General features: G+C 64.7%; 11 protein-coding genes. 5 read left to right on the top strand and 6 right to left on the bottom strand.

Translation table 11 applies throughout. The features are described 5' to 3' along the window. Window positions 1–115 precede the first annotated feature (115 nt). Window positions 116–598: a hypothetical protein gene (locus N4T19_RS04260; RefSeq protein ID WP_260719548.1), complete on the top strand. Its 483-nt coding sequence runs from the start codon at window positions 116–118 to the stop codon at window positions 596–598. Between the two features lie 53 nt (window positions 599–651). Here N4T19_RS04260 and N4T19_RS04255 read toward each other — a convergent pair whose 3' ends face one another. Next, the gene (locus N4T19_RS04255; protein ID WP_260719547.1) at window positions 652–1,662 is read right to left on the bottom strand and encodes a bile acid:sodium symporter family protein; all 1,011 of its coding nucleotides are present in this window, start codon (window positions 1,660–1,662) and stop codon (window positions 652–654) included. Between the two features lie 88 nt (window positions 1,663–1,750). Here N4T19_RS04255 and N4T19_RS04250 point away from each other — a divergent pair, with 88 nt between their 5' ends. The 4 genes from N4T19_RS04250 to N4T19_RS04235 all read left to right on the top strand — a co-directional run bounded on the left by N4T19_RS04250 (window position 1,751) and on the right by N4T19_RS04235 (window position 4,607). Continuing rightward, window positions 1,751–2,671, top strand: coding sequence for a LysR family transcriptional regulator (locus tag N4T19_RS04250; RefSeq protein WP_260719546.1), 921 nt, complete (start codon window positions 1,751–1,753; stop codon window positions 2,669–2,671). Between the two features lie 108 nt (window positions 2,672–2,779). After that, window positions 2,780–3,316, top strand: a complete 537-nt coding sequence (locus N4T19_RS04245; RefSeq protein WP_116925626.1) for a superoxide dismutase family protein — start codon at window positions 2,780–2,782, stop codon at window positions 3,314–3,316. Between the two features lie 74 nt (window positions 3,317–3,390). Beyond that, window positions 3,391–4,062 (top strand): pyridoxamine 5'-phosphate oxidase, encoded by a 672-nt coding sequence (pdxH, locus tag N4T19_RS04240; RefSeq protein ID WP_182341255.1) that lies wholly within the window; start codon window positions 3,391–3,393, stop codon window positions 4,060–4,062. Then, window positions 4,062–4,607: a GNAT family N-acetyltransferase gene (locus N4T19_RS04235; RefSeq protein WP_232539338.1), complete on the top strand. Its 546-nt coding sequence runs from the start codon at window positions 4,062–4,064 to the stop codon at window positions 4,605–4,607. The genes pdxH and N4T19_RS04235 overlap by 1 nt, the downstream gene beginning before the upstream one ends. Before the next feature lie 307 nt (window positions 4,608–4,914). Here N4T19_RS04235 and N4T19_RS04230 read toward each other — a convergent pair whose 3' ends face one another. The 5 genes from N4T19_RS04230 to N4T19_RS04210 form a co-directional block, all read right to left on the bottom strand. Next, a complete protein-coding gene (locus tag N4T19_RS04230) occupies window positions 4,915–5,865 on the bottom strand; it encodes an AEC family transporter (protein ID WP_409935153.1) in 951 nt (316 codons plus the stop codon). 149 nt (window positions 5,866–6,014) lie between these two features. Then, window positions 6,015–6,485: a GNAT family N-acetyltransferase gene (locus tag N4T19_RS04225; RefSeq protein WP_116925624.1), complete on the bottom strand. Its 471-nt coding sequence runs from the start codon at window positions 6,483–6,485 to the stop codon at window positions 6,015–6,017. A 29-nt stretch (window positions 6,486–6,514) separates the two neighbouring features. Beyond that, a complete protein-coding gene (locus N4T19_RS04220; protein ID WP_260719544.1) occupies window positions 6,515–7,651 on the bottom strand; it encodes an NAD(P)/FAD-dependent oxidoreductase in 1,137 nt (378 codons plus the stop codon). Window positions 7,652–7,741: 90 nt separating this feature from the next. Further along, complete coding sequence (locus N4T19_RS04215) at window positions 7,742–9,262, bottom strand: efflux transporter outer membrane subunit (RefSeq protein WP_260719543.1); 1,521 nt, start codon at window positions 9,260–9,262, stop codon at window positions 7,742–7,744. Between the two features lie 20 nt (window positions 9,263–9,282). Beyond that, a complete protein-coding gene (locus N4T19_RS04210) occupies window positions 9,283–12,453 on the bottom strand; it encodes an efflux RND transporter permease subunit (protein ID WP_182341244.1) in 3,171 nt (1,056 codons plus the stop codon). Between the last annotated feature and the right edge of the window lie 15 nt (window positions 12,454–12,468).

The raw sequence follows: 12,468 nt of genomic DNA, 5'->3' as shown, positions 1-12,468 counted from the left end.
CGTTATCTGCGCTGGAGCAGTCTGGTGCAGGCCTATGATGGTTGCCCTGTGGGTGCGCAGCGCAGTGCCATTCCGGGCGAACGCCGCACCCACTCCCCCTTTAGCGACGGATCCCATGCGTTACCGCACTTTGTGCCAATTTGCCAGCCTGGCGGCCTTTTGCACTGCCCTGGCCTCTTCTTTCAGCGCCCAGGCGGCAGAAGTCCGTGCCAACCGGTTCACTGTGAGCGACAGCGTCACCAGCGTACAGCTGTGCGGCAACCGCAACCAGGGCAGCAACAAGGCGGAGCAGCCCTACCGCGTGGTGCAGGGCGAGCAAAACGGCCAGGCCTATTTGTTTGTGCAGTGGATGAACCAGCCCGAAGAAACGCCCCACTGGCGCGGGGTGGCCGCCCATACCCAGGGCTTTGCCGAGATCAACGACGACAACGCCGATCTGGGCTTGCAGGAGCTGCGCTGCAAGGCCCATGGCAAAGGCATCGTGATTACGGCCCAGGTGACCGGTGGCAAGCCCGCGGCCAAGCGCCGCACGATGCAACTGGAAGTGGGCCCTGCGCTGGAGAAATACAGCATCCGCTTCAGCCCGGCGCTGAAGTGATGCGGGCCGGGGCTTGATGCGCCCGGCCCGTTTTTGATGGCTTTCGCTGTGACTTACTTGCCCGCAGCCGCTGTGCCCATGGCCTTGTCACCCTCGAGCTGCTGCGCACGCTTGGCATACTTGGCGGCCAATACCCCGCAGACCATCAGCTGCATCTGGTGGAACAGCATCAGCGGCAGCACCATCATGCCCACGGTGCTGCTGGCAAACAGCACCTTGGCCATGGGCACGCCACTGACCAGGCTCTTCTTGCTGCCGCAAAATACGGCGGTGATTTCATCCTCTTTGCTAAAGCCCAGGCGGCGCGAGAGGAAGGTCGTCAGCAGCAAGGCCAGTGCCAGGATGATGGCGCTGATCACCAAGAGGCCCACCAAGGTGGTCACCGACACCTGGCGCCAGATGCCTTGCACCACGGCGGCACTGAAGGCGGTGTAGACCACCAGCAAGATGGAGCCCTGGTCCACCACCTTGGTGAGCTTGCCGTGCTTTTTGATGAACGGGCCCACCCAGCGCTGCAGCAGATGGCCTAGGGCAAAAGGCAGCATCAGCTGCAGCAGGATCTTGACCACCGCATCGACCAAGGAGCCGCTGGCACCATGGGCGGTGACAAACACGCTCACCAGCAGCGGCGTGATGAACACCCCCAGCAAGGTCGAGGCCGAAGCGCTGCAAATGGCCGCCGGGATATTGCCGCGCGCCATCGACACAAACGCAATCGAGGACTGCACGGTGGACGGCAGAACGCACAGGAACATCACGCCCACATACAGCTCGGGCGAGACCAATGGCGTCAAGAGCGGCTTGAGCGCCCAGCCCAGAAGCGGAAACACGACAAAGGTGCTGCCGACGATAAACAGGTGCAGTCGCCAGTGCATGATGCCCGCGAGAATCGCCTGGCGCGAGAGCTTGGCGCCGTGCAGAAAGAACAGCAAGGCCACGGCGGCGGTCGTCAAGGTCTCAAAGCTGCTCGCCACCTGGCCGGTGGCAGGCAAAAAACTGGCCAGCAGCACGGTAGCCACCAGCATCAGGGTGAAGTTGTCGGGACGGAATTTCATGAGCGCCATTGGACGCCGTTCTCTAGCGAAAGTAAAATTAATTTATAAGATTGATTAATGATTTAAAGTCATATATATCCCCATCACCCTTCCAGCCATGCATGTCAGCCTCCGCCAGCTCCAGGTGTTTCTCTGCGTTGCCCAGTGCCGCAGCTTCAGCCAGACCGGCCAGACCCTGGGCCTGACCCAGTCGGCCGTGAGCCGCGCGATGGTCGAGCTGGAGGGCCAGCTCCATGTGCGGCTGCTGGACCGCACCACGCGCGAGGTGCTGCTGACCGATGCCGGCCAGCTGCTGGCCCAAAAAGCCGCACCCTTGCTGCAGGAGCTGGCCGATACCCTGGCCGAAGTGGCCGATGTGGGCCACGCCGCGCGCGGCCAGGTGCGCATGGCCAGCAGCCCGACCTTGTCTGCCGCGCTGATGCCCGCCTGCATTGCCGCCTGCAACCGCGAGCTGCCGCAGGTCCAGCTGCAGCTGGTGGACCGCCTGCAGCAAGAAGTGCTGGCCCAGGTGCGCAGCGGCGATGTGCATTTTGGGCTGGTGGTGGAGCCGCCCGAGCTGGGTGACCTGGACTGCATCAATCTGCTGCATGACCCGTTTGTCGCAGTGCTGCCGCCCGGGCACGCGCTGGTGCAGCAGGCGCAGGATGCGACGAGTTTGCGCTGGGACCAGCTGCGCGGCGAAGCGCTGGTGCTGCTCGACCATGCATCGGGCAGCCGCCGCCTGATGGACGCCGCGCTGCTGGCCAGCGGTTGCGGGCCCGAGCACAGCCCCGTCGTGCAAGAGGTCGGCCATGTGACCACCGCCTTTCGCATGGTCGAGGCGGGCATCGGCATCAGCATCATGCCGGGCCTGGCGATCCCGGCCCAGGGTTTGAGCAGCCTGCAGGTGCGCGATCTGCGGCCCCAGGTGCAAAGGGCCATCATGCTGGTGCGGCGCCGCCAGCGCAGCCTGCCCGCTGCTGCGCAAGCGGTTTGGGATTTGGTCGCCAGGCGGCTGACAACGCTGCCCCCGCAGTAAGCATGCCGCCTCGATTGCTAGCCATCAGACTACAAAACAGGCCCAGCACGCATGCTAAAAACGGTGGCTTGTGACAACCCTTTAATACAAGGCACCAGGAGAGTTCGCATGATTCAACGCATCCCATCTATCGCCAAACTCGCAGCCGCTGCTGCCGTGGCCGCCGTTTTGAGCGCCTGCGCCACCACCGACCGCGCCACCCCGATTGCCGAGGCCACGATCAACCCTACCGAAGGCAACAACATCAGCGGCTACTTCCGCGTCTACGAGGTCAACCGCGACACCGTGCGCGTGATGGCCCAGGTCAAGGGCCTGCAGCCCGGCAGCGAGCATGGCTTCCATGTGCATGAGAACGGCAACTGCTCCTCGCCCGATGCGATGAGCGCCGGCGGCCACTACAACCCGAACGGCCACCAGCATGGCAAGGCCGGACCGCAAGCCCATGTGGGCGATCTGCCCAGCCTGATGGCCGATGCCGCGGGCACCGCGTTCCTGGTCTGGGAGACCAAGGACCTGTCGATCGGCACCGGCAAGCCCAGCGACATCAAGGGCCGCGCCGTGGTCGTGCACAAGGACAAGGACGACTACACCACCCAGCCTACCGGCAACTCCGGCGCGCGTCTGGGCTGCGGCGTGATCCAGTAAGCCCCTCCTGCGCTCCCCAGCCTGTGGCGCCCAGCGGCCCACAGGCTTTTTTGTCGCTGCGCCGCGCCAAAGCGATGCACAATCGGGCCATGAGCGAACTCTCCCACTCCATTGCCGATTTGCGCAAAAGCTATGAACGCGCAGAGCTGAACGAATCGGCGTCTTGCGCCGCGCCCATCGACCAGTTTGACCGCTGGATGAACGAGGCGGTCGCCTCGCAACTGCCCGAGCCCAATGCGATGACGGTGGCCACTGTGGGAGCCGATGCCCGCCCCAGCACCCGCATCGTGCTCATCAAGGGCTACGACGCGCGCGGCATCGTCTGGTACACCAATTACGACAGCCGCAAGGGCCGCGAGATTGCCGGCAACCCATTTGCCGCGCTGATGTTCCACTGGGTCGAGCTCGAGCGCGTGGTGCGCATCGAGGGGCGCGTGGAGAAAGTCTCGGACGAAGAAAGCGATGCTTACTTCAACAGCCGCCCGCTCGACTCGCGCATTGGTGCCTGGGCCAGCCCGCAAAGCCAGGTCATCGACAGCCGCACCGTGCTGGTGACCAATGCCGCCAAGTATGGCGCGCAGTTCCTGCTCAAGCCCCCCCGCCCGCCGCACTGGGGTGGCTTTCGCCTAGTGCCCGACACCTGGGAGTTCTGGCAGGGCCGCAAGAGCCGGCTGCATGACCGTCTGCGCTACCGTCAGGCAGCGCCAAACAGCGCCGACTGGATTCGCGAGCGCCTGGCGCCCTGATGCTGATGGCTGCCGCTGCCTATGAGATCCGTTGGCTGAACCCGTCCGATGCCAGTGCGTTCCAAACGCTGCGCCTGGCGGGCCTGCGCGCATCGCCTAGCGCCTTTGGCTCCAGCTACGAAGAGGAAAAAGACCGTGCATTGGCGCTGATTGAGGCGCGCCTGGCGCCCAGCCCCGACCAGGGCGTGCTGGGGGCCTTTGCCGGGGGCCAACTGGTGGGCATGCTGGGTATCCGCCGCCAGGACGGCCTCAAGACCCGGCACCGCATGGCTTTGTGGGGCGTGTATGTGGCGCCCGCCTTCCGCGGCCAGGGTATCGCGCAGGCCTTGTTGGCGCGGGCCGTCGCCTTTGCCCGCCAGGTGCCTGGCGCGGTGCAGATCCACCTGAGCGTCAACGCCGCCAATGCCAGCGCCATTCGCCTCTACGAGCAAGCGGGCTTCCATGCCTATGGCACCGAGCCGGCGGCCTTGCTGGTCGATGGCGCGCTGCACGACGAGCTGCTGATGCAGCACCGCTTGCATCCTGCCGCAGGGCCTGTGGCCTAAGAACCTGTTCAAAGTCTCTACGCAGCCGCGTTGGAGTGCAATCGGGATGAGTTCGAAGGGATGGAACGCTGCTTGCACCGGGGTGCAAGCAAGGGCCAGCGCGCAGAAATCGCCCGATTTCACTCCAACCCGCAGGGACAGTGGCTTTGCGCTGCCCGGGAAGGGGCGCCCGGCTAGGGAGCGGTCTGCGTCGTTGCAAATCCTCGCAATAGCATGGCTATTGCTGCGGTATTGCGCGGCTGGGCGCCCCCCTCGCATCCCATCCCGCAAAGACACTGTCGCGGCGCGAGGAGACTTTGAACAGGTTCTAAGCCGTCTGCAGCAGCTGGGCCAGGCCCAGCAAGATCAGCGGTATCGTCACCAGGGCCAGGCTGGTCGATACCGCGATGCTGGCCGTGACCTCCTCGCGCCCCACTTCATAGCGCTGCGTGAACAAAAACACATTGGCCCCCACCGGCAGCGATGCGGCCGTGGCCAGCACCACCAGCGGCAGGCCGCGCAGCCCCCACATCCATCCGATGGCCAGCAGCAGCACCGGGTGCAGCAGCAGTTTGACCACTGCGATACGGCTGGCAGGCAGCCAGTAGCGGCCCACTGCGCTGAAAAACAAGGTGATGCCCACGAGCATCAGCGCGATCGGGCCCAGCGCCTGGGCCAGCATCTGCAGTGAGGTATCGATCACCTCGGGCATCTTGAGCCCGGTCTGCGCGAACAGCAGCCCGCAGATGATGGGCAAGGGAATCGGGTGGATGATGCCGTTTTTCAGCGCCCGGACCACGGTGATCGCCATTCCGCGGTAGCTGCGCGCGCCGCCTTGCGCCCCCTGCTGCTGGTGCATGACGGCCAGCTCGAACACGATGGTGGCCGAGGTCATCAGGATCAGCGCATGGACCGAGACGATGGTGAACAAGGTGACCAGGCCTTCTTGCCCAAACACCATTCCCACCAGCGGCACGCCGATCATGATGTTGTTGCTGAAACAGTTGGCCAGAGCCCGCGCAGCGCCCAGCGTGGTAAAGCCCTGCAGCAGCAAGGTCGTGACAAACAGCAGGCCCGCAGCGCTGAAGTAGACCGCAATGGTCTGCAGGTTGAGCTCTTGCACACGCACCGTGCTCATCGTGTGAAACAGCAAGGCCGGCGTGAGAATCAGAAAAACGATATTGGACAGATCGCGCACCGATGCCGCCTTGACCCAGCCCATGCGCCCTGCACCATACCCCAGTGCAATGAACAGCACCACGGGAATCAAAGACACCATCACCGCCATCGCTGCATCGCCCTTTGTTGATCAAACCCGGCGGCGATTATCGCCGCTGCACCGCGCCGGCCTCGTCGCCCAGGGGCGCGTTAGCCAAACCGCCGCGAATCCAAAGGACGCATGCAGCCTGCCGGCAGCGCAATGCCGCGCTACAGCACGCGCGCCAGAAAGGCCGTGCCCGGCACCGGGTTGACGCTCACCGGCGGCGCATCGACAAAGCCCAGATCCCGGTAAAGCGCTTGGGCGGCGACAAATTCCGGCAGCACATCGAGCGCCATGCGCTGGTAACCGGCGGCGCGGGCCTCCTGCAGCATCTGCTCGACCAGGCGCCGGCCCAGCCTGAGGCCGCGCGCCGCTGGCCGCACATAGACGCGTTTGAGCTCGCAGCACTGGCCATCGACATCGCGCAACGCCGCGCAGCCCACCACCGCATCGCCTTGCCAGGCCAGCAGCAAACGCCCCTGGGGCGCTGCATATTTGCCGGGGAGTGCCGCCAGCTCGGGCTCATAGTTCTGAAAACCCAGGTCGGCCTGGGGGCTGGCAATGTACTCGCGAAAGATCGCCAGCACCGCCTGCAGATCTTCAGGAAAACGGGCGTGGCGAATGGATAGATCAGGCATCGGCGGGGTTCGTATCAACAAGGCGGGGCTCAGTCCGGGTGCGACACACCCAGGCGTTCATGCAGGCGTTTGCTGGTGGTCGTGTACTCCAGCAGCAGTTTTTCGCCGCGCAGGTATTCTATGGCGGCCATCGCGGCCATCGTCGCTTCGTAAAAGCCGCTCAGAATCAGCTTGCGCTTGCCAGGATAGCTGACGATATCCCCTGCGGCATAGATACCGACGGCGTTGGTCTGGAAGGTATCGGTCGCCACTTGCAGCTGCTTTTTCGCAAGCGCCAGGTTCCAGTCGAGCAAGGGCCCGAGCTTGGGCGAGAGGCCCTGGAACACCCAGAGCTGGTCACAGGCCAGGCGCTGGTCCGCGCCATCGGCATCGACATAGTCGATAGCCTGCAGATGTTCCCCCGCATCGATAGCCTGGGGCATGCCAATGACGACCTCCACCCTGCCACTGGCACGCAGCTGCGCCAGGCGCTGCAGCAGCGCATCAGGCGCATTGAACTGGTCGCGCCGGTGCATCAGCACCAGCTGCGCGGCTTGCAAAGCGGCATGCCCTGCCGCTGTCAGCACGGCCTCGACGGCGGCCTCGTCGCCGCCATGGATCACAATGCGCGGCGCGGGGTGGCGCGCCAGTACCGGCTCCAGCCAGGCATCATCGAACGCGGGATGGTAGAAGACCTGGCTGCCCAACCAGGCGTCGAGCCCGGGCAGGCGCAGCTGCTTGGGCACAAAGGCCCCAACACCGGCGGTCACCACCACGGTACGGGCCAGCAGCCAGCGGGTCTGCAGCCCATCGATGGCCTGCAGCTGCACACGCCAACGGCCATCGCCATGGGGCAGCAGTTGCGCGACCTGGGTGTGGCCATGAAAAACGGGGTGGAAGGGCTGGATCTGTTGCTGCAGCTGCGCGGCCAGCTCGCGGCCGGTGCACAGCGCTATGCCGGGGATGTCGTAGATGGGCTTGTCGGCATAGAGCGCAATGCACTGGCCGCCCATCTGCGGCAGGCTGTCGCATAGATGGGCCTGCACGCCCTGCAAACCCAGCTGGAAGGCGGCAAACATGCCTACGGGCCCGGCGCCGACAATCAGCGCATCCACTGCCTGCGCCTGGGATTCGTCAAACTCGGAAGAGGTAATGCGGTCAGCAGGCGTGTGCAAGGTGTCAGTCATGCCGCCATGGTAGTGCAGCGCGCATTGCCCTCGCAGCATTGCGCGTTTGCGTTTGCACCTGAGCTTGCGAGGGTCCTAGCGCCTGCGACCTCACGACACCTTGTCGATACCCCCGCCCAGCGCCTTGTACAGGCTGATGCGGTTGACCTGCTCGGCCTGCATCAAGGTGATCTGGGTTTGCTGGGCCGCATAGAGGCTGCGCTGCGCATCGAGCACGGTGAGAAAGTCGTCGGCCCCGGCCTTGAAGCGCGCCTGCGACAGCTGCAGCACGCGGCTGGCCGCCTGCACCAAAGCCACTTGCGAGTTCAGGCGCCGCTGCATCGTGGCGCGATCGGCCAGCGCGTCGCTCACCTCGCGGAAAGCGACCTGGATGGCCTTGTCGTACTGGGCCAGCGCGGCATCGCGGTTCGCTTGCGCAATATCGAGGTTGGCCTGGTTGCGGCCACCGTCAAAAATCGGCAGACGGATCTGCGGCACAAAGCTCCAGGCGCGGTTGCCGCCATCGAACAGGCCCGAGAGCGCATCACTGGCAGTGCCGGCATTGGCCGTCAGGCTGATGGTAGGGAAGAAAGCCGCACGCGCCGCGCCAATGCTGGCGTACTGGGCCTGCAGGCTGTGCTCGGCAGCGGCCACATCGGGCCGGGCCAGCAGCACCTGCGATGACAGGCCGGTTGGCACCACGGTCATCGCGGTGGCGACGCCAGGCGCTTTGACCTGTGGCGTTGCGCCGTCGAGCAGCTGGCCCGAGCCCGCTCTCTTGACCTCATTGCTGCTGAGCGATGCACTGGGCGCCGGGGGCAGCATATCGCCCGACACCGGCCCGCCCACCAGCAGCTGCAGCGCATTGCGATCACGCGCCACCTGCGACTCGTAGGCAGCCACATCGTTGCGGGCGGTCTCGACCGCCGTCTGGTTCTGGGCCAGCACCAGACCGTTGGTGGCGCCCAGCTGGTGCATGCGCTGCACCAGTCCATAGCCCTGCTCGCGCGTGGCCAGCGTATCGCGCGCCAGTTGCAGGCGCTGCTGGTCGCTGGCCAGGGCCACCCAGGCATTGGCGATATCGGTGATCAGGCCCAGCTGCACACTGCGGCGGTTTTCTTCGACCAGCAGGTACTGCTGCAAGGCCGCCTCGCTCAGGTTGCGCACCCGGCCCCAAAAATCGAGCTCATAGCTGGCCAGACCCAGCTGCACGCTCACCTGGTTGGCCACGGACGACGGCGCCGTCGACGAGCGCAGATCATCTGCGGTGCGGGTGCGGCTGCCTTGGGCATTGGCGTTCAGGCTGGGCAGTTGGTCGGCGCGTTGCACACCGTATTGCGCGCGCGCCTTTTCGATATTGGCGATCGCCACGCGCAGATCGCGGTTGTTCTGCAGTCCCTGCTCAATCAACTGGCGCAGGCCTGCGCTCTCCACCCACTGCTGCCAGGGCAGCAGCTCCAAGGTATCGGCCGCAGCGGGCTCCACGACAAAGTCGGCAGGCAAGGTCTGCGCCACGCCGTCGAGCGTAGCGGGCACCGCCGTTGGAGGGCGCTGGTACTGCGGTGCCAGGTTGCAGGCGGACAGCAGGCCCGCTGCCAAAAGCGACAGCGGCAAACGATAAGCACGTGTCATGGAAAAAGTGTCAAAACGGCTCATGGCGCGGTCTCCTGCGCGGGGCTGGGGTGCGCGGGCGCCTCGTCATGGCGGCTGCGGGAGCGGAACCAGCTGCGGATCAGCAGGAAAAAGACCGGCACCATGAAAATGCCGAGCACGGTCGAGGCCACCATACCGCCCAGCACCGCCGTGCCGATGGCATTGCGCCCGCCCGCCCCGGCGCCGGTGCCAATGGCCAGCGGAATCACGCCAAAGCCAAAAGCCAGCGAGGTCATCAGGATGGGGCGCAGGCGCAGGCGCACGGCTTCGACCGTCGCGTCGAACAGCTGCTTGCCCTGCTCCTGCAATTGCACCGCAAACTCCACAATCAAGATGGCATTCTTGGCCGCCAAGCCCACCGTGGTGAGCAGGCCCACCTGGAAATACACGTCGTTGGTCAGGCCCCGGGTATAGGTCGCCGCCAGTGCACCAATCACGCCCAGCGGCACGGCCAGCATCACCGACAGCGGCACGGTCCAGCTCTCGTAGAGCGCGGCCAGGCACAGGAACACGAACAGGATCGAGATCGCATAGAGCATCGGCGCCTGCGCTCCGGACTGGCGCTCTTGCAGCGAGGCGCCGGTCCATTCATAGCCCAGGCCGGCGGGCAGCTTGGCCAGGATGGCTTCGACCTCCTGCATCGCCGCGCCCGAGCTGATACCGGGTGCCGCGCGGCCTTCAAACTCATAGGCCGGGCTGCCGTTGTAGCGCAGCAGCTGGGGCGAGCCATAGGCCCAGTGGCTGTCCGAGAACGCGCCAAAGGGCACCATCTCGCCGTTCTTGTTGCGCACGGTCCATTTGGCGATGTCCTGGGGCAGCATGCGGTGCGGCGCATCACCCATGATGTAGACGCGCTTGACCCGGCCATTGTTCAAGAAGTCATTCACATAGGTGCCGCCCATCGCACTGGACAGCACGCTGTTGATGTCGGCATACGACAGCCCCAGCGCTGCGGCCTTGCGGTCGTCCACATCGACGCGCAGCTCGGCCGCATCGTCCAGATTGGTGGTGCGCACGGCAGTCAGATTGGGGTTGGCACGCATCGCGGCGAGCACCTGGTTGCTGGCGGCCAGCAGGCCATCGTGGCCGATGCTGTTCATGTCCTTGACCATGAAGTTGAAGCCCGAGCTGGCACCCAGGCCGCGCACGGCCGGCGGCAGAATCACCAAGACGCGTGCATCGCGGATGCGCGACAGGTCCTTGGTGGCCTTGTTGGCGATGGCTGCCGACGACTGCGATGGAAGCTTGCGCTCATCCCAGGGCTTGAGCCGGATGAAGCCACGCGCCGAGCTCTGGTCGCCGTTGAGGCCCGAGACCTGGTTGAAGCTGATGATGTCGGGTTGCTGGAGCAGGTACTCGCGCACCTCGTCGAGCACATCCTGCAGGCGCGCATCTGCCGCGCCCGAGGGCAGGTTGACGTTCACGTACAGAAAGCCCTGGTCCTCATCGGGCAGGAAGGACGTGGGCAGCTTGTGCATCAGCAGCCACACACCCAGCAGCACCGCGATAAAGATCAGCATCATGCGCTTGGCGCGGCGCAGGCTGCGGGCGACGATGCCCTGGTAGCGGCTGGCAGTGCGGTCAAAATTGCGGTTGAACCAGCGGAAGAACCGGTCGCTGATGCCAAACAGGCCCTTGCGAATGGCCCGCTCATGGCCGCCCGCATGCGCGGGCGCCTTCAGGATGGTGGCGCACAGCGCAGGGGTCAAGGTCAGCGCGACAAACACCGACAGCGCCATGGCCGCGACGATGGTGATCGAGAACTGGCGGTATATCACCCCGGTGGAGCCGCCAAAAAAGGCCATCGGCACAAACACCGCCGACAAGGTCACGCCAATGCCGACCAGCGCCGGCGTGATCTCGCGCATCGAGACCTTGGTCGCCTCCTTGGCGGACATGCCCGTCTCGTGCATCACCCGCTCGACGTTTTCCACCACGACAATGGCATCGTCCACCAATAAGCCGATGGCCAGCACCATCGCAAACATCGTCAAGGTATTGATCGAGTAACCGGCAATCGACAGCACGCCGAACGTGCCCAGCAGCACCACTGGCACGGCAATGGCCGGAATCAAGGTCGCGCGCAGGTTCTGCAAAAACACGAACATCACGATCACCACCAGCACCATGGCCTCGCCCAGCGCTGCGACCACCTCATGGATGGAGGCACGCACAAAGGGGGTGGAGTCCGAGCTGACGAAGTAGTCGATCTGGTTGGGGAAGTACGGCTTCATCTCGGCCAGCTTGGCCGCGACGGCATCGGACACCGCCATCGCATTGGCGCCATCGGCCAAGATGATGCCCATGCCAGCGCCGCGCATGCCATTGAGCTTGGCCTGCACGTTCAGGTTTTCCGCGCCCAGCTCCACCCGCGCCACATCCTTGATGGTGACCACCGAGCCATCGGTCGCAGCCTTGAGCACGATGTCCTCGAACTGGTCCACGGTCTTGAGCTTGGTGCGCGCGGTGATCGTGGCATTGAGCTGCTGGTTGTTCACCGCTGGCAGCGCGCCCAGCTGGCCGGCTGAGACCTGGGCGTTTTGCGCATTGAGCGCATTGGCCAGGTCCGACGGCATCAGGCCGAATTTCTCCATCTTGGCCGGGTCCATCCAGATGCGCATGGCATAGGACGTACCAAACACATTGATGTCGCCCACGCCTTCGAGGCGCCCGATCACATCGACCAGGCTGGCATTGATGTAGTCACCAATGTCGACCTCGGTCATCGTCGGGTCTTGCGAGTAGAAGCTGTAGGTGACCAGAAAATCCTGGCCGCCCTTGTTGATGAACACGCCCCGGCTCTTGACCGATTCGGGCAGGCGGTTGAGTGCCCCCTGGATCTTGTTTTGCACCTGCACCTGGGCGACGTCCACATTGGTGCCGGGCGCAAAGGTCAAGGTGATGCGGGCCTGGCCAGAGGCATTGCTGGTCGCGCTCATGTAGAGCATGTTGTCAATGCCCTTGAGCTGCTGCTCGATGATCTGGGTGACGGAGTTCTCCACCGTCTCGGCCGATGCACCGGTGTACTGGGTGCCGATGGTGACGCGTGGCGGCGCAATCTCGGGGTACTGCTCCAGCGGCAGCTTGGAGATGGACAGGGCCCCGCCCAGCATGATGATGATGGCGATCACCCACGCAAAAATGGGGCGCTGGATAAAAAACTGTGCCATGGATGCAGCCTCGGG

The organism is Comamonas squillarum (assembly GCF_025309455.1).
In the GTDB taxonomy this organism is placed as follows: domain Bacteria; phylum Pseudomonadota; class Gammaproteobacteria; order Burkholderiales; family Burkholderiaceae_C; genus Comamonas; species Comamonas squillarum.
The sequence above is the reverse complement of the archived record's forward strand: the minus strand, read 5'-3'. Positions and strand labels throughout refer to the sequence as shown.